The sequence below is a fragment of the Aliivibrio wodanis genome, from assembly GCF_052920805.1.
Map to the genome: position 1 here is coordinate 1,652,775 of NZ_JBREXA010000002.1, position 20,068 is coordinate 1,672,842.

The 20,068-nt window shown below is 37.8% G+C and carries 20 protein-coding genes; 11 read left to right on the forward strand and 9 right to left on the reverse strand.

Features of this window, described 5'->3' with window-relative positions:
* Positions 1–4 precede the first annotated feature (4 nt).
* From ACU5DF_RS15565 to ACU5DF_RS15575, 3 genes are all read left to right on the forward strand, one after another.
* Entirely contained in the window at positions 5–313 is a 309-nt protein-coding gene (locus ACU5DF_RS15565; protein WP_446713491.1) for a DUF3301 domain-containing protein, read from the forward strand.
* 762 nt (positions 314–1,075) lie between these two features.
* Positions 1,076–1,345, forward strand: coding sequence for a hypothetical protein (locus ACU5DF_RS15570; protein WP_446713492.1), 270 nt, complete (start codon positions 1,076–1,078; stop codon positions 1,343–1,345).
* Positions 1,345–1,794 (forward strand): YaiI/YqxD family protein, encoded by a 450-nt coding sequence (locus tag ACU5DF_RS15575; protein WP_446713493.1) that lies wholly within the window; start codon positions 1,345–1,347, stop codon positions 1,792–1,794. The genes ACU5DF_RS15570 and ACU5DF_RS15575 overlap by 1 nt, the downstream gene beginning before the upstream one ends.
* A gap of 84 nt (positions 1,795–1,878) precedes the next feature.
* On the opposite strand, the gene ACU5DF_RS15580 is transcribed toward ACU5DF_RS15575, so the two are convergent.
* Both ACU5DF_RS15580 and syd read right to left on the reverse strand, forming a co-directional pair.
* Positions 1,879–2,652, reverse strand: coding sequence for a Zn-ribbon-containing protein (locus tag ACU5DF_RS15580; protein WP_446713494.1), 774 nt, complete (start codon positions 2,650–2,652; stop codon positions 1,879–1,881).
* A 100-nt stretch (positions 2,653–2,752) separates the two neighbouring features.
* A complete protein-coding gene (gene syd / locus ACU5DF_RS15585) occupies positions 2,753–3,301 on the reverse strand; it encodes a SecY-interacting protein (protein WP_446713495.1) in 549 nt (182 codons plus the stop codon).
* Positions 3,302–3,408: 107 nt separating this feature from the next.
* On the opposite strand from syd, the gene queF reads away from it, so the two are divergent.
* From queF to xni, 5 genes are all read left to right on the forward strand, one after another.
* Positions 3,409–4,254 carry an NADPH-dependent 7-cyano-7-deazaguanine reductase QueF gene (queF, locus tag ACU5DF_RS15590; RefSeq protein WP_446713496.1) on the forward strand — a complete coding sequence of 282 codons (846 nt, stop codon included), beginning with the start codon at positions 3,409–3,411 and terminating at the stop codon, positions 4,252–4,254.
* 120 nt (positions 4,255–4,374) lie between these two features.
* The gene (locus ACU5DF_RS15595; RefSeq protein ID WP_045101364.1) at positions 4,375–6,594 is read left to right on the forward strand and encodes a tetratricopeptide repeat protein; all 2,220 of its coding nucleotides are present in this window, start codon (positions 4,375–4,377) and stop codon (positions 6,592–6,594) included.
* Between the two features lie 178 nt (positions 6,595–6,772).
* Positions 6,773–8,335 (forward strand): GGDEF domain-containing protein, encoded by a 1,563-nt coding sequence (locus ACU5DF_RS15600; RefSeq protein ID WP_446713497.1) that lies wholly within the window; start codon positions 6,773–6,775, stop codon positions 8,333–8,335.
* A gap of 147 nt (positions 8,336–8,482) precedes the next feature.
* Positions 8,483–9,841 (forward strand): nucleotide 5'-monophosphate nucleosidase PpnN, encoded by a 1,359-nt coding sequence (ppnN, locus tag ACU5DF_RS15605; RefSeq protein WP_045101362.1) that lies wholly within the window; start codon positions 8,483–8,485, stop codon positions 9,839–9,841.
* 92 nt (positions 9,842–9,933) lie between these two features.
* On the forward strand, positions 9,934–10,722 hold the full coding sequence (xni, locus tag ACU5DF_RS15610) for a flap endonuclease Xni (protein WP_446713498.1): 789 nt from the start codon (positions 9,934–9,936) through the stop codon (positions 10,720–10,722).
* A 216-nt stretch (positions 10,723–10,938) separates the two neighbouring features.
* On the opposite strand, the gene rlmM is transcribed toward xni, so the two are convergent.
* From rlmM to ACU5DF_RS15625, 3 genes are read right to left on the reverse strand one after another with little or no spacing between them, the layout of a single operon-like run.
* On the reverse strand, positions 10,939–12,030 hold the full coding sequence (rlmM, locus tag ACU5DF_RS15615) for a 23S rRNA (cytidine(2498)-2'-O)-methyltransferase RlmM (protein WP_446713499.1): 1,092 nt from the start codon (positions 12,028–12,030) through the stop codon (positions 10,939–10,941).
* Entirely contained in the window at positions 12,027–12,413 is a 387-nt protein-coding gene (locus ACU5DF_RS15620; protein ID WP_446714256.1) for a DUF423 domain-containing protein, read from the reverse strand. The genes rlmM and ACU5DF_RS15620 overlap by 4 nt, the downstream gene beginning before the upstream one ends.
* Positions 12,406–13,314 (reverse strand): transcriptional regulator GcvA, encoded by a 909-nt coding sequence (locus ACU5DF_RS15625; protein ID WP_446703272.1) that lies wholly within the window; start codon positions 13,312–13,314, stop codon positions 12,406–12,408. The genes ACU5DF_RS15620 and ACU5DF_RS15625 overlap by 8 nt, the downstream gene beginning before the upstream one ends.
* 371 nt (positions 13,315–13,685) lie before the next feature.
* Between ACU5DF_RS15625 and csdA the strand changes: the two genes are divergently transcribed.
* On the forward strand, positions 13,686–14,903 hold the full coding sequence (gene csdA / locus ACU5DF_RS15630) for a cysteine desulfurase CsdA (protein ID WP_446713500.1): 1,218 nt from the start codon (positions 13,686–13,688) through the stop codon (positions 14,901–14,903).
* 24 nt (positions 14,904–14,927) lie between these two features.
* Entirely contained in the window at positions 14,928–15,362 is a 435-nt protein-coding gene (gene csdE, locus ACU5DF_RS15635) for a cysteine desulfurase sulfur acceptor subunit CsdE (protein ID WP_446713501.1), read from the forward strand.
* Between the two features lie 163 nt (positions 15,363–15,525).
* On the opposite strand, the gene tcdA is transcribed toward csdE, so the two are convergent.
* The 3 genes from tcdA to ACU5DF_RS15650 all read right to left on the reverse strand — a co-directional run bounded on the left by tcdA (position 15,526) and on the right by ACU5DF_RS15650 (position 18,111).
* Complete coding sequence (gene tcdA / locus ACU5DF_RS15640) at positions 15,526–16,341, reverse strand: tRNA cyclic N6-threonylcarbamoyladenosine(37) synthase TcdA (protein WP_446713502.1); 816 nt, start codon at positions 16,339–16,341, stop codon at positions 15,526–15,528.
* A gap of 92 nt (positions 16,342–16,433) precedes the next feature.
* Positions 16,434–17,534: a murein transglycosylase A gene (gene mltA / locus ACU5DF_RS15645; RefSeq protein ID WP_446713503.1), complete on the reverse strand. Its 1,101-nt coding sequence runs from the start codon at positions 17,532–17,534 to the stop codon at positions 16,434–16,436.
* Positions 17,535–17,727: 193 nt separating this feature from the next.
* Positions 17,728–18,111, reverse strand: coding sequence for a DUF2850 domain-containing protein (locus tag ACU5DF_RS15650; protein WP_446713504.1), 384 nt, complete (start codon positions 18,109–18,111; stop codon positions 17,728–17,730).
* A 153-nt stretch (positions 18,112–18,264) separates the two neighbouring features.
* Here ACU5DF_RS15650 and argA point away from each other — a divergent pair, with 153 nt between their 5' ends.
* Positions 18,265–19,605 (forward strand): amino-acid N-acetyltransferase, encoded by a 1,341-nt coding sequence (argA, locus tag ACU5DF_RS15655; protein WP_446713505.1) that lies wholly within the window; start codon positions 18,265–18,267, stop codon positions 19,603–19,605.
* Positions 19,606–19,661: 56 nt separating this feature from the next.
* Here the strand turns inward: argA and ACU5DF_RS15660 are convergent, their stop codons facing one another.
* Positions 19,662–19,994 carry a DMT family transporter gene (locus ACU5DF_RS15660; protein ID WP_446714257.1) on the reverse strand — a complete coding sequence of 111 codons (333 nt, stop codon included), beginning with the start codon at positions 19,992–19,994 and terminating at the stop codon, positions 19,662–19,664.
* Between the last annotated feature and the right edge of the window lie 74 nt (positions 19,995–20,068).

Genomic DNA, 20,068 nt, shown 5'->3' on the forward strand with positions numbered 1-20,068 from the left:
TTATATGGATAATCTTTTTGCGATACTTGGCTTAACCTTTTTCTGTTTTCTTTTTTGGCAACAAAGAAGGCAATCAGAATACGCACACCAAGCGATTCAACATTATTGTAAAAAAATGGAATTGCAGCTATTAAGTGTCGCAAGAGGATCTTATGGCTTTCGCTTACCAAGTGGCAAGAAACGTTTGTACACTACGTATGAATTTGAATTTTCTTCTGTTGGTGATGATCACTATACGGGCAAATTGATCATGGTAGGCTTTAAAGCTGCAAAGTTTAATTTGCCACCGTATCGCATGGCTGAAGAGTATTAAGATGCATTTTTAGCTAAAAAAGAAAAACCCCATTAGGCTTTTGCCTAATGGGGTCATAACTCTACTCGCAGCGATCCGGCTACTTATGGTGCTCCGTGCATCAAATCCTTGATAGTATGCTGAAATCCGTCAGCGTATTCCTTTCATCGCTATCCTAGCGGTGTCCATGATCGAATCCTGATCCGTTAACAATCCATCGCTAACTCTCTTCACTTAATCCTTAAGCGGTGTCCTTTACATCATCCTGATGTTTAATCCTTCCTCTATCCTAGAGGTGTCCATTGTCTTTCCTTAGTAGTAACCATCCTAGTTACTATTGAATCCATTCGATGTCCAATTTTGCTTTCCATGCCGATTACTCATCCTAAGTAACCGAGTGCCTCATCCTGAAGCGTACCAAATCCTTGGTGAATTCCTGTTCCGTGTCAGCATCCTTCCGACACCAATAAGATTACGCTTTTGACTTTTTTGAACAATGCTCTAGTAGCATTTTTTTTATTAAGTACTCATTACAGCATATAAAAATAAAATAAACTTGATTTAAAAACAAACACTTAGATAAACCTAAGTACTTATTTACGATTAAATAAACGATATTTCTCACCTTTTATGTAAGAGATCTCGCACATAGTAATTCCTATTCATCCACTACCCTTTCAATAAGCTTCCTTAAATAGAGAGATCTAGATCACATATTTATTCTTATAGTAGAAGTGTTGATCTTTAGTTATCATGAGTTCATATGAAACATAGGACGTCATAATGAAAAACGTAACGGATGAACTGCAAAAAATATTGCAAGACTTGACCGATGAAGGAAAAAAACCAACAACGGCTCTTGTTCGCTCACGATTAACAACTCAAGTACCAATGCCAGCCATTATTACTGCGGTTAAATCCTTTAAGTCGACTTCAAACATTCCGAAAATTGAAGTAAAAGAGACCCCATTAACAGCAGATGAACGTATTGCTCAACTTGAACTTCAAGTACAAGAGTTATCGCAACGTTTAACTGCTCTGGAGAACAAATAATGCAAATTTGGGTAGATGCTGATGCATGTCCAAAAGTCGTCAAAGAAGTACTTTGTCGCGCGGCTACACGTACAGGGATCCAACTAACTTTTGTTGCAAACCACTATATTCCGGTACCAACCGCTTTCAATATCAAATCAATACAGGTTGAATCTGGCTTTGATGTAGCAGATGACGAAATCGTAAGACGCTCAGAAGCCGGCGACTTAGTGATCAGTGGTGATATCCCTCTGGCAGCAGAGTTAATCGAAAAAAAAGTTCAAGTGTTGAACCCTCGTGGTGAGCTTTATACTGAAGCGACTATTAAAGCTCGACTGAATATCCGTGATTTTATGGAAACAATGCGCGCCAGTGGAATACAAACTGGTGGCCCTGCAGCCCTATCGCAAACTGACCGACGTGAGTTTGCCAATCAGCTAGATCGTATTCTTGCTAAATTTAAAAAATAAATAGTTAAAAAATAGAAGTTTAAAGATAAAAAATGGGAGCTCATAACGAGCTCCCATTTTTATCAATCTTTATATGTCTCTGTATCAGTCTTTAAAATCCCAAGACAGATTACTAACCAATCGGCATTCATCACACTTAAAATCAAACACTTCATGAATTGGCTCTTCTAGCGCCCACTCACCGTCACATACTGGACATTTACGAGCAAGTTCTTTTTCTTTGCTTTCGCCACCAACACGATAAATATATAGGTAAGTAGGAATTCCACTGACTACCGCCATACGACGACATAAGTCCCAACCGCGTTTAAATAAGCGACTCTCACTTGAGCTAACTTCATGCAATGCAGGATGTTCAACCACTGAGCCATTCATTTGTAGTTGATCACATGCACTCCAATCTTCCTGCCATTTGATGAATTGCTTTTGATCACCATTGGCAACCGCAGGCAAGCGATAAAGAGGAATTGGTTGAAAAGTTTCACCATGACGGATAGGCGAACAGGTATGTAAATGAGTCGTGTAAAGAATTTGCCAACTTACTTTTTCACTCTCATCACTTGGATCAGAGTTCATATCTTGACCGACGACTTTTACTTTTGGTTGCAGTAATCCAAAATCACTTAATTGTTTGAATGCTAGATTGACTTGTGGGCTGTGGTTATCAGGATGAAGCGAGTCTTCTTCTGGGCAAATAACACGAGCAACAAAGTTAGTGCCCTTCATTAAGACTGGTAACTCTCGTCCAATCACTTGTCCGTTATAGCGTAGGCAATCTAAACAATAGTTGATGGCTTTTTCTACTGCTGCCATTGAGGTATCACAATACACTTCAAAATCTAATTCAGTTACAAACATTACCGCTTCTTTCCTAACATCTTTAAAATAAAAATTCCGACAAATACATTTATCGGAATCTATTAAATCATGGCATTTATCTATCTATTTAAAGCCAAACTTACTCAACAACAGGTTCAAGTTTTTCTAAAAACTCAGCCATATTCTCAGCCAATACTTTTCGTTTCTTTGTTCCAACCGTATCTAAAATCACTTCGCCTGACTGATTACAAATAGAAATAACTTCCATCTCATCATCAGTCACGGCAATAAATAATGTGGGTACTAACTTTAATCTACGTTGCATCACAAGATGACCAAGCATATTACCTTGTAAGTTTTCTAAGTCTTCATCACTCCAAATCTGAAGTAATTCGATATTCATATCCTCAAATTTAGCGGTCATATCTGCGCTAAATTGAGCACCATAAAAGGCATGAAAATCATCATGAAGATCTAATTCAATGCCTTTTTCGATATTAACTAATCGAATGCTCTCTTCACGAGCAATAGGCTGCCATGAGATCTCTAAATCACGTGTTTCATCAATACAAGGAGAAGCTAATCCCACTAATTCATCATTTATCGGAAGGCTATTATGTTTTGTTTTCCATGCTTCGACATAACGTTGACTAAAGTTAGCAAGCGCTTGCTCTACCGAAAGTGGCATTCGATTCTCCTAATAAGGCAAAAATTCAAGTAAACTAGGTGACATTAAATGAATAACGCCTGTTTACTCCGTTATTCTTATTCTAATCTACTTTTGGCATTTTCAATATGACTAAATACACCAACGCTGATGAGCTAAAATCTCTGACTCTTGGCCAAAAAACCGAATATAAACACAGCTATGAGCCTGAATTACTGCAAGCCGTCCCTCGTAGTCTAAACCGAGACGATCTGGATTTAAGTGATGAACTGCCATTTGTTGGTTGTGATGTATGGACGCTTTATGAACTATCTTGGTTAAACCAAAACGGTTTACCTCAAGTAGCCGTTGGCGATGTCACTCTACCTGCAACCAGCCCTAATCTTGTTGAATCAAAGTCATTTAAATTATATTTGAACAGCTTTAACCAAACTAAATTTACATCATGGGATGAAGTTACTCGCACCTTAATTAAAGATTTAAGTGCCTGTGCAGGTGGTGATGTAAAAGTTGAGATCCACCCCGTTCAAACTTACTCACAACAACCTATTGTTGATATGACTGGTGAGTGTATTGATAATCAAGATATCGTTATTGATAATTATGAATTTGATGCTAACTACTTACAATCAAGCACATCTGAAGAATTAGTTGAAGAAATCTTACACAGCCATTTATTAAAATCTAACTGCTTAATTACCAACCAACCAGATTGGGGCAGTGTTGAGATTAGCTATGTAGGAAATAAAATTGATCGTGAAAAGCTACTTCGTTACTTAATCTCATTCCGTCAACATAATGAATTTCATGAGCAATGTGTAGAACGTATCTATACTGATATTATGAAATTCTGTAAGCCAAGTTCGTTAACCGTATTTGCCCGTTATACGCGCCGTGGTGGTTTAGACATCAATCCGTTCCGTAGTTCACATTTAGCTGAGCCTAAGCATAATCTACGTTTAGCTCGACAATAATAATTTACACGTGAAAAGCCTCTAAAATGATACATTTTGTCTACTTTGGTTCGTATTCTTAGTAGACAAATATCGCCACATCGCTAGTATGTAATGGTTGTTTTTTTGTGGATCATTTACATGTCTTTGCGTCAGTGCCTTCTTCTTATTTTACTTTTTTTCCCAAGCTCTTCATGGGCAAAATTTTTCTCTGCGCCTATTTTAAATGACGCTTACCAATTATTAGATACCACCCCCGAACAATCTCGAGCGATTGCTGAGCAATACTTAGAACAACGACAGATTTCTCCAGAACAAGACCCAAATCGAATTCAAATCAACAATGATTCAGAACGTACTGTGCGAACTCCTATAAGTACAGTCGAAGCCTTTCAAATTATGGCTCTTGCAAATAAGCGACTTGATCGAAATAGAGAATCAATAGAAGCGATCAAACAAGCCATAACTCTGGCTAAAGACTTTAATTTAAAATCAGGATACTTAGAATCAAAACTCATCTATGCTAATCTTTGGTGGGAGTTGACTAAAGATGCTTCTGAAGCAAAGGTTATTCTAGATGATATCCAGCAAGAACTAACTGAATACAATAAAAAAATAGCTATTCACCAAAAATTATATTTTGGGTTAGCATTAATTCATGCCGAAATTGAATCGCAGTTGAATAATAATAGTAAAGCTCAAAAATACTACAAACAAGCTATGTCTCATGGTGGCTCATTAAATGATCCAAGCAGCATGATTTTTTACCATATTTCTTATGGTCATCATTTCTTAAAAAATAAACAATTTGATCAAGCTCTTACTGAGTTACTTAACGCTTATTGGCAATCTATTGAAGCCGACAAAAGTGGCCAACTTGCACGAACAAACTTTCTTTTAGGTGAGTTATTTTTCCAACGACAAGTTCTTGATAAGGCACTTGAGCACGCATCGCAATCTGCCGAGTTTTATGGCCGATATAATAATAATGAGCAACTTTCAAACGTACTGATTTTAATTGCTCAAATACACCTAAAACAAGGCCGCTTTAATCTAGCCCTTGTACAGTATTTTAATGCTCTCGATCAAGAGAAAGAAAAAAACAATGCTAACAAATTGATCTCTCTTCGCTTAGATATCGCAAACACCTATTTTTTACTTTATAACTATGCGCTTAGTGAACATTACCTTAAACAAGCTAATAACTTAAATGAATACGTAAAGTTGCCAAAATATAAAGCAAGTGCAGCTCTCTTAGAAGCAAAGCTCAATCTAGTTCAAAATAATCCAGAACAGGCAATTCAAAAAATAAAATACGCAATAAAGTTCAGTCAAGCAGATAAGAATAAGTCGTTAAAATTACAATCTCAAAAACTCTTATCTGAAACCTATGAAACAATGGGATTATTTGAACTTTCATTGAAAGCACAACGTGAATACGAAACAGTAAATTCATCAGTTCAAGCGATTCAAAATGAAATTAATGAGGAAGTATTTAGGCAACAGAAAAGCATCATTGAGCAGTCTTTGCACTATCAAGGCCTAGAAGCGCAGCTTAAAGAGAACCATCTACAAACTCGGAAAATTCAAAAAATAGCAGGTTTTTTAGTCGTATTACTGACGTTAATTTCAATTTATGCATTTAGAAAACAGCAAGTAAATCGTTTTTTAAAAAAACGTTTACACCTGTTATTAAACAAATATTACACTCATCCACGTAGCGGGTTACGTAATTTACGCTTACTGACAGAAAGACTACCATCATCATTACAGCAAAGTAGCTCTAATATTGAACAGTGGCATTTAGGTGAGTTAATCAACGAACCATTAAGTGATCGCCTTCGCTTCACTCTGTTCCATATTCCTATGCTTCAAGAGCTGTACTTTACACATGGTTATCAAGAAGGCTTATCAATAGAAAAAGAATTTGGTGATTATTTATCCACAGTTGTTACACTACCTAGTCGAATTTATCACTTCTCTGATGCGAGTTTTCTATATATTGAACACAAATCAGATTCAACATGCAGCGCTCAAGAAACCGCAGAAACAATCCAATCATGGATAAACGCATTTGAATCAACAATCATACTTGAGAGAACGGTTAATATTGGCATTGTGGAATATCCGTTCTTACCTCGAGCTTACACCGCTATCAATGATAGAGAATTAATTGATATATTACTCATGGCGACCAATACAGCCTCTACAATAAGCAAAGAGAGTTCTGGTAGTCAATGGGTTCACTATAGAGCTATTGATAATGCGCCAGCCGCAAGTTTCGCTAGCAATAATATTCGTTTGGCATGCGAGCAAGCCATTAATCAAGGATTAATCAAAGTTATTAGCTCAGATAAATGAGAGACATTTGGATAACACATCACAAAAATAATACTAATAATTAGTAAGTGATTAACAAACAAACAAATGCCACACTTTATTTTAGTCTACTAATTATAAATTTGTTACTATCATTATATTGACCATATCAATATTTTGACACTTTTATTTAAACATGTGAGTTATACCCTGAATTATTATGATTGAAGTATCCATTGTTGCCTCAGAATTAAGCCAGTTAAAGCAACAGCTTGATCACACACGTCTATCACACCGTGATACTACATTAAAATCGCGTCGTGAAATATTGCTTCTAAAACGCATTATTTTACGCTTTTGTGCTGCGTGTAAACATCATGATAGTGAACTTGATAAAGAGATTGTAGATCTTGCTACTAGTATCGAACAAGTAGAAAACACTTCTGAACTTACTGTACGAATAGCAACATTTGAGCGATTAATTAACCGATATCAAATAAATGTTGAGAAAGAACATTCAATCATGGATGAGCATATCTCTTATTGTGGTGAAACACTTCAACGTGTTGTTGGCCTACCTGCAGGATTGAAACGAGATCTTCGCAACCTATTACAGCACCCCTCACAAGATGGTAGTAAGCATATTCAACGAATTGTTCGTCTTATTGAACTTTATGAGCGCGCTATAAAGTTTATTTCAGTTGGAAAACTATCAACAGAAATAAACACCAATGAAATCATCGATCTTGATACACAAGAGCAGTTGAGTAATGAATTACAACACTTTATCTCAGAGTTAGATTTTGATAACTACTCAGGTAATTCATTGCTAGATATTCGCAATAAGCTCTTGATTGGCGTTGATGCTGTTTCGTTGATTGATTTAGCTCTTCAGACATTACAACTTGTATTAGAAGGGACAAATAGTGAACGTAAAGCCTCGCAAAGTTTTATCGGTGATATGAACTCACAGGTCGCTCAAATAATAAAAGCAAGTGAACAAAATCAAGCTCAAGGGCAATCTAATGTTGAGCAAAACTCATTACTTAATGAAGAACATTCTTTGCTTATCACACAAGCTGAAGGGTTATTAAAAAATCAAAACAATGAGCAAAACTATGCAACACGAATGGCATTGATATTGAGTGAAATGCATGATTTATCTGAACGCCAAAGCGCAATGCAAGAACGTGAAGCTGCATTAATTGAACGTCATAAATACGCAACGACTAAATTGAATCAACTTTACCAAGAAACCTTAGAGTATCGCCGTCGATTGAGTGATCAACAAGAACGTATATACAAAGACCCTTTGACTAAAGTTTATAATCGCGCGGCAATGTATGAACGTTTGGATTTAGAATATAAACGATGGGTTCGCCATCAACATTCTCTTGTTTTAACGCTAATCGATATTGATCAATTCAAACGTATTAATGAACAATTTGGTCATCTTGCTGGTGATAAAGCACTTAGTATTATTGCTAGAACTATTGAAAATAAAGTATCTGATATCGACTTTGTTGCACGTTTTAGTGGCGAAGAGTTTCTTATTATATTTACTGAAACAGAAAAAAGCGAAATAGAAGAGAAACTCAAGGCGATTCAAGCTGCTATCTCAAAATTACCTTTTAAGTTCAAAAATAACCATGTGCAAATTACAGTATCCGTATGTAGTACTGAATTTGCAAGCAGTGATGTTCCTGAAAAAGTAATAGAGCGTTCTACTCAATTACTCTATCGCCAAAGAGCAAAAGGAAAAGAACAATTTATTTATGAATAATACTCAAGCTAAATAAGTTTTTCATATATAAAGAGAATAATAGCACCTATAACCTTCTCACTTTTTTACTCTTCTTCTAGCTAATCCTCCCATTGCTGTGTAAGTTTAATACCTAAACAATAATAAAAACAGCTAGGGAGGCGCTATATGATTACTCATATTAGTCCTGCAGGTAGCATGGATTTGCTATCACAACTTGAAGTAGACCAATTAAAGAAGACTGCTTCTAGTGATTTATATCGAATGTATCGTAACTGTTCGTTAGCGGTACTTAACTCTGGTAGTCACACTGACTCTTCAAAAGAACTTCTCGATAAATATCAATCTTTTGATATTTCTGTTACTCGCCGTGATCGTGGGATAAAACTTGAACTAAGTAACCCACCAGAGCATGCTTTTGTTGATGGTACGATTATAAAAGGTATTCAAGAACATTTATTCTCAGTATTGCGAGACATGGTTTATGTGAATATGCAAATTGCAGATCATGAACGCCTCAACCTAACTAAAGCAACTCACCTAACCAATCTTGTTTTTAGTATTTTACGTAATGCTAAAGCTTTACATACCGGAATAGAGCCTAACCTTGTCGTTTGTTGGGGTGGACATTCAATCAATTCAACAGAATACCAATACACGCGAGAAGTGGGTCATGAGCTTGGCTTGCGTGAATTGAATATTTGTACTGGCTGTGGTCCTGGAGCAATGGAAGGCCCAATGAAGGGAGCGGCTATTGGTCATGCTAAACAACGTTACTCTCAAAGTCGTTTTGTTGGACTAACAGAGCCTTCTATTATCGCCGCTGAGCCACCAAACCCTATCGTCAATGAATTGATCATAATGCCTGATATTGAAAAAAGATTAGAAGCATTTGTACGTATGGCTCATGGTATTGTGATCTTTCCTGGTGGCCCAGGTACAGCTGAAGAATTATTATATATCTTAGGTATCATGATGAACCCAGCTAACCGTCAACAACCAATGCCGATTGTTCTTACAGGACCAAAAGAGAGTGAGGCATATTTCCTATCTATTGACACCTTTATTCGAGAAACCTTAGGAGAAGAGGCGACTCAATATTATGAGATTGTGGTTGGGGATGCAGAAAAAGCAGCCATTCTTATCAATCATGGCATTAAAAAAGTAAAAGAGTATCGTAAAGCAACTGATGACTCTTATAGTTTTAACTGGGCTTTAAAAATTGAGCCCGAGTTCCAACTTCCCTTCGAACCAAATCATGAAGCAATGTCAGCTCTAAATTTACACCTTGAACAACCAACAGAAGCCCTTACTGCTAATTTACGTCAAGCGTTCTCTGGTATTGTCTCTGGTAATGTAAAAGCGGAAGGTATTGCTGAAATTGAAAAGCATGGTGTATTTAAGCTACATGGTGATCCTGATTTAATGAAGAAAATGGATCGCTTACTTAAAGACTTTGTTAAACAAGGAAGAATGAAGCTACCTGGCTCTAAATACGAACCTTGCTATGAAATCGTTGTAGATTAAGGCTGGAATATCTCCCCTTCTGTAACGTACAATATAAAGTCTATGTTAAACGCATAGACTTTTTCTTTTTTCTACATAGGAATGAATACGTTATGGCAATTCATCTGGTTATTATTGACGCATTAAATCTTATTCGTCGCGTTCACTCAGCTCAACCAAACCAAGATGACATTCAGGCGGTAATCACCACAACAAGCCGCACAATAAATCGTATTTTAAAAGAAACCGAACCCACTCATATCATTGCTGTATTTGACCACCACTTACAAGATAGAGGCTGGCGAGCTGAAGTATTACCAAAATACAAAGAAGACAGAAAACCAATGCCTGAAGCACTACAAAAAGGCATGGATGATATTCAAGATGCATGGTGGAAACTCGGCATTGATTCATTGTTATCTGATGGTGATGAAGCCGATGATTTAGTCGCAACTCTCGCTAATAAAGTCGCTTCCCATAATGAACAGGTCACTATAATCTCGACAGATAAAGGTTATTGCCAGCTGCTTTCCCCTACGCTACGTATTCGAGATTACTTTCAGCATCGTTGGTTAGATGCTCCTTTTATTGAAAAAGAGTTTGGCCTAAAGCCTGAACAATTAGCTGATTATTGGGGATTGGCCGGAATAAGCTCAAGTAAAATAACGGGTATTCCAGGAGTTGGTCCTAAAGCGGCATTAGAAATATTAACTCAATTCCCAACAATTGAGGCAGCAAACGAATCTGAAGAGTTACCGAAAAAATATCGCAAGAAGTTTGATGAGCATTATGACACCGCTATTTTGTGCCGTAAGGTTGCAGGGTTAAGAACCGATATTGAACTTGGGTTTAATTTGCAAGATATTCGCTATGTAAAGCCTGATTTAGGGACTAGGGACTAGAATTATAAATCTCACAATATATAGAAGCTAATGTGCTTTGGAGCAAAAAAGCTGTTTGTCATCGCTGAACCATCAGCACCAAATATAGCCATTCTTCTTTTGAGGAAAAGCATATTAGCTTCTATGTACTTAGTTTATCTTAAATAAAAACGCCCGCAGTTCAAATGACCTGCGGGCGTTTATTTTTATCTCTCAATAATTGGTATTACACCAATATTAGTGAGGAGAAATATTAGAAATCGCTTGGATATGAACCGTAATTTCTTCACGGTCATGATACAAGTGCTTCGCTTGAAGCTTGTATTGGAAGTTATTCTTCTTCAAAAACTCTTTTAAGTTTTCAATATCTTGAAGTACTTCATCGTAACGGCCTTTCATCGGTAATTTAAGGTTAAATAGAGCTTCTTTAGCCCAACCTTTAATTAACCATTCACCCATAAGGTGTGCAACTCGTGCAGGCTTTTCAATCATGTCACACACGATCCACGTTACGTTCTTTCGTTGTGGTTCAAACTTAAAGCCATCAACCATGTGGTGCTTAACTTGACCTGTATCCATTAAGCTTTGTGCCATCATGCCATTATCAATCGCATGAACAAACATAGAACGCTTAACTAATTGGTAAGTCCAACCACCTGGACAAGCACCTAAGTCAACAGCCCACATACCAGAAGCCAAACGGTCATCCCACTCATCTCTCGGAATGAATACATGAAATGCTTCTTCCAATTTCAATGTAGAACGGCTTGGTGAATCTGAAGGGAACTTTAGGCGCGGGATCCCCATAAAGAACGTTGAATTATTGTTGGTGTAAGAATAACCTACATAACAGTGACCCGGTGCAATAAAGCAAATATGCATAACAGGGATTCGGTCCGAATCTCTTGGTGTTAGCATCTCTTTACCACGTAATGCGATACGCATTGGTACTGTAAATTTACGGCAGAATTTTAATAATTCTTTTGCTTCATTCGTATCTGGTGTTTCAATACGAATATCACCACAACAAGGGACATTTTCAACATCAACTAATGCATTCAGAATTGGTGAGATACGATCTTCAGAAGGTAAATCACTTAATTCAGTTGCTACCGCAAACATTTGACGAGCAAAAATCAGCTCATTAAATTTAATCTCACGGATCAATTTATCTGCATCGCCTTCCTGGTAGCATTCAAATAGCACATAGCCTGTATTATTTTTTAGGCGAGGAAAACCAAACACTTCAAGTTGAGTGGCTTTATCTTGGATCTCACCTGCACACTCTTTCTCAAAACCAGAGCGACAATAGAACATTACTTGTTTCACTTTGAAACCTCAGTCAAACGATAAGTTGAAACAGCCAGCGTTAGCCAACCGATAATAAAACAGAGTCCACCTAATGGAGTAATTGGCCCAAACCATTTTATTCCTGTGAACACTAATGCATATAAACTACCACTGAAAAATAACATTCCAATGGTAAATAGCAAGGCGGCGTATGATACCCCTTTTGAAAATGAATTTCTCAACAAAATTCCGCATCCAAAAAGAGCAAGCGTATGCCACATTTGATATTGCACTGCAGTCTCATACACATCAAGTAGATATGGAGATAAAACCGACTTTAGAGCATGGGCACCAAAAGCGCCTAGACCAACAGTTATCGCACCACTAAGACTAGCAATAAGTAAGCATAAACGACTATTCATCATCAACAATCTCTTGCTCACTACGTGCTTTGCTTAAAATCCACTCTCTAAATGTCGCTATTCGACCTGTATCAGCCTGCTTCTCACTGCATACTAGATAAAACGCGTTTTTACTTATTAACAACTCTTCAAAAGGAGCAACTAATCGACCCGCATCTAATTCAGGTTGAGCAAGAACATTATTACCTAGAGCAATACCTTGTCCATGCGCCGCAGCTTGTAACACCATTGTTGAATGGCTAAAGATTGGCCCTTGGTTAACATTCATACCTTGTAAATCAAACTGTTTTACAAATTGCTTCCAGTCTTTACGTGACGTGTCATGCAATAACGTATGGAAACGTAGATCATCAATCGTTGCTAACGGCTTTTCATTTAACAGAACTTGCGGTGAGCATAATGGCAATAACTGCTCTTGGTATAACAAATCAACTCGTAAACCAGGCCAATTACCACGACCATAATAGATGGCTACATCGACATCTTCAGTTAACGAGCCTTCATCCATATCAACCGCTTTAATACGAACATCTATATCTGGTTCTTGATTATTAAAATCAGACAAACGTGGAACAAGCCATTGAATAGCAAAACTTGGCGGTAAACTAATGGTTAATGCACCCTTTGCACTTCTTTCCAATACTTTATCTGTTGCTTCTGACAAAGAAGAGAAAATCTCTTTTATATCGAGAAAATAACTTTGCCCTTCTTCAGTAAGAAGTAAAGAACGATTACGGCGACGGAATAACTTCAAGCCAAGAAATTCTTCTAACGCTTTGATTTGGTGACTAACTGCTGCTTGAGTAACAAACAACTCCTCTGCGGCACGAGTAAAACTTAAGTGTCTAGCTGCCGCTTCAAACACACGTAGAGAATTTAAAGGTGGTAATCTTCGAGACATAAGAACTCACATTTTGAACCATTAGTTTTTTTAATGCCAAGTATTATAAATTGTCCATTGCCGAACTACCAGATAAAACCTAGTATTAGCCCGTAGTTTAGAGAAAAGACATATATTCCTCCCTGAGTATTTACCCCCTATCTCTAAATTACAATGTTGTGTTTGCATATTGGCTCGACTGTTAGAGCCCAAGTATTGGTTTCAAACTATTTGTAAACAATACCTATTATTTCCTGTATTTTTGACCTTTTGGTTAGAAAAATTATTAGCATCGTTTAATACGGTGCTTTTTTTTGTCTGTAATTTTGACTTACGAGACAGAAATCCGCATCATTCTCCCTGTTTGCTTATCCTTATTAAAGAAAATCACTATGACTGCATTTACTGTTGACGCTGTTCGCTCTCAATTTCCCGCTTTAACCCAAGATGTTAATGGTCAGCCGATTGCCTATTTTGATAGTGCAGCGACGACGCAAAAACCATTATTGGTATTAAATGCAATTCAAGATTACTACCAAAAAAGTAATGCTAACGTGCATCGTGGTAGTCATAGCTTAACCGCTTCAGCTACACTGCAATTTGAGCAAGCTCGTGAAACCGTTCAACACTTCATCAATGCTGACAGCAGTAAAGAAATCATTTGGACTCGTGGTGCTACCGAAGCGATTAATTTAATTGCTCAAACTTACGCTCGTAGCACACTGCAAACAGGCGATGAGATCTTAGTAAGCGAATTAGAACATCACGCAAATATTGTCCCTTGGCAAATTGTTGCAGAGCAGACTGGCGCTAACGTCATTAAAATTCCAATGAAAAACGACTGCACACTAGATATGGATGCATTTGAGTCATTGGTAACCAAACGCACTAAGATTGTTGCTGTTGCTCAAGTTACCAACGTAACTGGCACATTAAATCCAATCGATGACATCATTACAACGGCACATCAATTTGGCGCCATTGTCGTTGTCGATGGTGCTCAAGGTATTGTTCATCATGAAGTAGATGTTCAAACAATGGATGCTGATTTCTATGTATTCTCTGGTCATAAGTTATTTTCTCCTGCAGGTATTGGCGCACTCTATGGCAAACAACATTTATTAGAATCTATGCCTGTGTGGCATGGCGGTGGCAAAATGGTTGAGAAGGTCTCGTTTGAAAAAACCACCTTTGCAGAACTTCCAGGGAAATTTGAAGCAGGCACACCAAACGTTGCAGGTGCGATTGCTTTTGCTACAGCGATTAACTGGATTAAGCAATTCGCCCATAATGATCTTAATGCTCATATTGATGAACTTCGCCAGATGGCTATTGATGGCATCAAAGGTATTGAAGATTTACGATTCATCGGTTTACAAGATAATGCGAGTCTATTTTCTTTTGTTATTGATGGCGTCCACCACCAAGATATAGCGACTCTACTTGATCAACAAGGCATTGCCGTTCGTTCTGGTAATCATTGCGCTCACCCTATGTTAGATGCATTAGGCCTAACGGGTACTGTACGCGTTTCATTTGCCTTGTATAATACGAAGCAAGATGTTCAACGTTTTATCGACGCGCTAAATAAAGCCGCAGATATGCTATAAGCTCAAATTTAAGGTATTTTATTTATGTCTACATTCCCATCGTCACCTTTTGGTTTTGACATTACTCACACCACTGTTCTCGATTTAATGAGTGAAGCAAAAGGTTGGGAAGACCGTTACCGCAATGTGATTCAATTAGGTAAAAAACTGCCTAAAATGCCAGAAGAGCTTCAACAAGAGAACGTGACTATTTCTGGCTGTGAAAGTAAAGTTTGGCTACAACATGAAATAGTTGATGGGGTTTATTTTTTCTGTGCTGATTCTGATGCAAGAATTGTCCGCGGACTTATCGCGTTAGTAATGGCTGCGGTTAATAATAAAACCGCACAAGAGATTAGCATGTTTGATATGGATGGATATTTTGCTCAATTAGGGCTAATTGAACATTTAAGCCCATCACGTGGTAATGGACTTAAAGCGATCATTGAAACCATTAATACTCTAATAGAGCAGGTTTAAGGCCGCTTCGCTTGAAGGATTCAGAGGGGTTGCTAGTAAGTAGTTAGAAACTATACGCTTCGCTAACTAGAGACTATAAGAGCAAAAAAGCTGGTATTGATAACAATACTTTCCACACTAGTCATACACGCACTTATAGTCTCTAGTCTCTAGTCTCTAGTCTCTAGTCTCTAGAAGAGTGTTTCTCAATCAACTTCTCTACAATTCTCGATACCGCAACAAAACCAAATGTCGCAGTCACCACCGTAGCAGCACCAAAACCCGTCGCACAATCCATACGTTTCGGCCCTTCAGCAGTTGCTTTCGTCGCACACACAGAGCCATCCGCTTGTGGGTATTTCAAATGCTCTGTTGAGTACACACAATCAATACCAAATTTACGTTTTGTATTCTTAGTAAAATTATGATGATGGCGTAACGTATCACGCAATTTTTTCGCTAAAGGATCTTGGATCGTTTTAGATAAATCCGTAATCGCAATTTGAGTAGGATCAGTTTGACCACCCGCACCACCAGTCGTGATAACTTTAATCTTATTACTCTTACAATAAGCCAGTAACGCCGCTTTTGGTTTCATGCTATCGATAGCATCAAGTACGTAATCAAACTCTTTAGAAATGTATTCAGCTTGGTTTTCAGGTGTAATGAAGTCATCAATCAAATTAATCTTACACTCAGGGTTAATTAATTTAATGCGATCAGCCATTACTTCAATTTTACTTTGGCCGATTGTTCCCGTCATGGCATGGATCTGACGGTTAATATTAGTGACACACACATCATCCATATCAATTAGGGTAATTTCACCCAAACCAGTACGAACTAAAGCTTCAACCGCCCACGAACCAACACCACCAATACCGACCACACACACATGCGCAGCACGCATAATTTCTACTTCACTATTACCATACAAACGGCGAGTGCCACCAAAACGTTGGTCATAACTGTCAGAAGCAGGAGTGGTTAATTCGCGCATGGGTTTACCTTATTCAAAAACAAAAAAGAGCACGATTTATACGCACTCTTTTTTAGAAGATCAAGCTTTAAGAAATTCAGAACTTATCAATATTATTTCTTCTTCGGCATTTCCCATGGATTTTCAGTTTCAGAATCTTTTAAACCTAGTTTCCATACACGGCCAAAATGCTTAAAGTGGCCAGCAGCAATACCCGCCTCAGACCCCATACCGTAATACTGGTCTAAATGATTTTCTTTTACTGCGCCACCTGTATCTAACGACAATAAGACTTTAAGCACGTGCTTACCCGTCCATTTCCCCTCTTTATCTAACTGTGGTACCTCCGCAAGTATTGGGGTTCCCATAGGCAATAAAGTACGATCAGCTGCAACTGCACCACCAGCAAGAAGTGGAATACCCGCACTCCCTAATACATGATGCGCTTCTCTTGGAGAGAAGAATACATAAGATGGATTTGTCTCTAACAACTCCCGAACAGTCTCATCATCATTTTGAAGCACCCATTCTTTAATCGCTTTAAGTGACATATCTTTACGCTCAACTTCACCACGTTCAATCAGAATTCTACCAATACTCACATAAGGATGGTTATTTTTACCACCGTAGGCAAAATATTGAAGTTTGTCATCATCACCAAAATGAATAAAACCACTACCCTGAACTTCCATAATAAATGGGTCAATCATGTTATCTGAATAACCAAGTTCTAGACCTAAACCAGATAAAGCACCGGCATTTATCTCAGCTCGTGTTGGGCAATTTGAACCACAATCAGGCTTATCATAAACAGGATATTTAAATGTTTCATTTGGCGTGTGACGCATTTCAATCACAGGAGAAAAGTAGCCAGTAAACATTACATTCCCCTGTTTATCACCGCCACCCATTTGAGCAAATTGAATACCGTAAGCAGAAAGCTCTGCTGGGTTTGAACTTTCATCAATCCATTTTTGTAATTGAACGTACAGTTCTTCATAACGTAATGCCATTGATTCAGAGCGAGTAATCACTTCTGCACTCTGTTTTTTAAATGCACTAAAATCAGAAGGTTTATCTGATTTAATTTCACTTACTTCATTTAAGTTACTGTTGAAATCACCATCAAGATACTGTTGAGCGCGATCTGTTGGACGCTCAGCACAACCAGCCAAAGCAAGGAGAGCCCATACAAAAGAAAATTTACGAAGCACGATAAAACCTTATTGAAAAATAATACGGCAAGAATGACAAAGAAATGGAGGGAGAGCAATTCTTCGAATCGCAATAAGTGTAAGAAAAATCAAAATTTAACAAAATTTGACACAGTTAAATCAAAAATATTGAGAAGAGGATAAATGATGTTCGAGATATCAACTTATTATGCCTTATCTCGAACCTAAAAGATTATTGTTTACGAAAACTGGATTTATAATGAGTAGGTTTTATACGAAGGAGTTGTGAGCCACTTTCATCTTCGACCTGATAAACATACTCTACATCACCATGTTTATAAGTTAATACACTGCCATCAAACTCGTATTGAGTGTTAATTAAGCGCCCATGAGTATAAATACCATTTGCATTAATCGTAAAGCTATCTTGAGCATAGGTTGGGACACCTAATTCAACCCAATTACCATATAGCTGTGATGGTGGCATTTGCGCAAACATACCATTACGAAACAGTGCAGCAATAATGGCTGCGACTATTCCAACAGCAACGAAGCCGATGAGTAAAAGTAGTCTAACTTTTCTTCTTTTTAATTCTTTTTCTTGAGCCTGGCTCATCACGTAACCTAATAAAAATAGAAAGAGGCATAAGCATATCCGCAATTACAAAAAAAATTAAGAAAAACTTGTGTGACTTTTATCGAAACACTTGTAGTAAGAAGAGTATTTAGTCAGTATATGTGAATAAATAACTACTCATGGATGAATAGCGTGAAGTTTCGTAGTACTGCTTTAGTAAAAGGTTTTCGTCAATCAGCACCTTATGTCAATGCTCACCGAGATAAAACTGTGGTGATCATGCTCGGTGGTGAAGCCATTGCAGACCCAAATTTTGCCAATATTGTCAACGACATTGCCCTTTTAAATTCGCTAGGGCTACGCATCGTTATTGTCTATGGGACTCGACCTCAAATGCGAGCCCAATTAAAATCAACCTCACATGACGCGCCTTTTCATAAAGGGATAAGAGTTACAGATGAGCAAACTCTTGAATTAGTTAAACAAATTGCAGGTCAATTACAACTCGATATTACAGCTCGCCTCTCTATGAGTTTAAATAATACCCCAATGGCTGGCGCACAAATTAATGTCATTAGCGGTAATTTCATTATTGCCCAACCGCTTGGTGTTGATGATGGCGTTGATTATTGTCATAGCGGGCGAGTTCGCCGGATTGATACTAATGGCATTAATCGTATGCTTGACCAGCAATCCATTGTTCTGCTTGGTCCTGTTGCCAGCTCTGTCACTGGGGAGTGTTTTAATTTACTCTCAGAAGAGGTAGCGACTCAATTGGCGATTCGTTTAAATGCAGATAAATTAATTGGTTTTTGTTCAGAGCAAGGAGTGCTAAATGAGCACAAACAAATTTTAGCAGAGCTATTTCCTAGCGAAGCTGAGACTATTCTTAAGCGATTAGAAGACAATATAGATCTAGATGATGGTAACTCAACCGGAACGATTCGATTCTTAAAAGGGTCGATCACTGCGTGTAAAGCCGGTGTACCTCGTAGTCATTTAATCAGCTACAAAGAGGATGGTGCATTAATTCAAGAATTATTTTCTTTTGATGGCATTGGAACTCAAGTCGTTATGGCAAGCTCAGAGCAAGTTCGTGATGCTGAAATCGATGATATCGGTGGCATTATGGATTTAATTCGACCACTCGAAGAAGAAGGCATTTTAGTTCGTCGCTCTCGTGAACAATTAGAACAAGAGATTGCCCAATTTACGATTATAGAAAAAGATGGATTAGTGATTGCCTGCGCTGCTCTATATCCTTTTCCTGAAGACGGAATGGCAGAGATGGGTTGTGTGGCGGTTCATCCAGATTATCGGGATGGTGATCGTGGTGTAATTTTACTTAACCGCTTACGAGTTAAAGCCAAACAGTTCAAATTATCACAACTGTTTGTTCTTACCACTCGTAGTCTTCATTGGTTTAGAGAGCAAGGTTTCATTGAAGTTAATGTTTCGCACTTACCAATGACAAAACAAAAGTTATACAATTTTCAACGTAAATCCAAAATTTTAGTGCTACAAGTCCTATAAAAGAAAAAGGCTGCAATGGAATCACTCCATTGCAGCCTTTTCAATATAATTAGCCGTTAGTGACCTGCGGTATTAGAAAACAAATTAACCACTAGTACACCTGAAAGAATAAGTGCGATTCCTGCTACAGCTGGTAAATCCAGTTTTTGCCCATAAGCAAAATATCCGATACCCGCAACCAAGACAATTCCTGCCCCACTCCATATCGCATACACAATTCCCACTGGCATCGTTTTTACTGTTATTGAAAGTAAAAAGAACGCGATAGCATAACCCACACCAACAATAAGGCTTGGTGTTAATTTCGTAAACTGCTCTGTTTTTGGTATATAAGAGGTCGCTATTACTTCAGAAATAATGGCGATAATAAGAGCCATTGCTGGCGGCATTGAAACAAGTAATTTAAACATATAACGGAACAGCCATATTAATACCAACTCTATTAATCATCTAATTAATGATA

What these genes read in the sequence shown, in the direction of transcription:
- ACU5DF_RS15570 (WP_446713492.1), top strand. Translation starts at nt 1,076, where the DNA reads ATGAAAAACGTAACGGATGAACTGCAAAAAATATTGCAAGACTTGACC.
- ppnN (WP_045101362.1), top strand. Translation starts at nt 8,483, where the DNA reads ATGATTACTCATATTAGTCCTGCAGGTAGCATGGATTTGCTATCACAA.
- ACU5DF_RS15595 (WP_045101364.1), top strand. Translation starts at nt 4,375, where the DNA reads ATGTCTTTGCGTCAGTGCCTTCTTCTTATTTTACTTTTTTTCCCAAGC.
- csdA (WP_446713500.1), top strand. Translation starts at nt 13,686, where the DNA reads ATGACTGCATTTACTGTTGACGCTGTTCGCTCTCAATTTCCCGCTTTA.
- csdE (WP_446713501.1), top strand. Translation starts at nt 14,928, where the DNA reads ATGTCTACATTCCCATCGTCACCTTTTGGTTTTGACATTACTCACACC.
- queF (WP_446713496.1), top strand. Translation starts at nt 3,409, where the DNA reads ATGACTAAATACACCAACGCTGATGAGCTAAAATCTCTGACTCTTGGC.
- ACU5DF_RS15625 (WP_446703272.1), bottom strand. Translation starts at nt 13,314, where the DNA reads ATGTCTCGAAGATTACCACCTTTAAATTCTCTACGTGTGTTTGAAGCG.
- ACU5DF_RS15600 (WP_446713497.1), top strand. Translation starts at nt 6,773, where the DNA reads ATGATTGAAGTATCCATTGTTGCCTCAGAATTAAGCCAGTTAAAGCAA.
- tcdA (WP_446713502.1), bottom strand. Translation starts at nt 16,341, where the DNA reads ATGCGCGAATTAACCACTCCTGCTTCTGACAGTTATGACCAACGTTTT.
- ACU5DF_RS15565 (WP_446713491.1), top strand. Translation starts at nt 5, where the DNA reads ATGGATAATCTTTTTGCGATACTTGGCTTAACCTTTTTCTGTTTTCTT.
- ACU5DF_RS15650 (WP_446713504.1), bottom strand. Translation starts at nt 18,111, where the DNA reads ATGAGCCAGGCTCAAGAAAAAGAATTAAAAAGAAGAAAAGTTAGACTA.
- ACU5DF_RS15580 (WP_446713494.1), bottom strand. Translation starts at nt 2,652, where the DNA reads ATGTTTGTAACTGAATTAGATTTTGAAGTGTATTGTGATACCTCAATG.
- syd (WP_446713495.1), bottom strand. Translation starts at nt 3,301, where the DNA reads ATGCCACTTTCGGTAGAGCAAGCGCTTGCTAACTTTAGTCAACGTTAT.
- ACU5DF_RS15620 (WP_446714256.1), bottom strand. Translation starts at nt 12,413, where the DNA reads ATGAATAGTCGTTTATGCTTACTTATTGCTAGTCTTAGTGGTGCGATA.
- ACU5DF_RS15575 (WP_446713493.1), top strand. Translation starts at nt 1,345, where the DNA reads ATGCAAATTTGGGTAGATGCTGATGCATGTCCAAAAGTCGTCAAAGAA.
- xni (WP_446713498.1), top strand. Translation starts at nt 9,934, where the DNA reads ATGGCAATTCATCTGGTTATTATTGACGCATTAAATCTTATTCGTCGC.
- ACU5DF_RS15660 (WP_446714257.1), bottom strand. Translation starts at nt 19,994, where the DNA reads ATGCCGCCAGCAATGGCTCTTATTATCGCCATTATTTCTGAAGTAATA.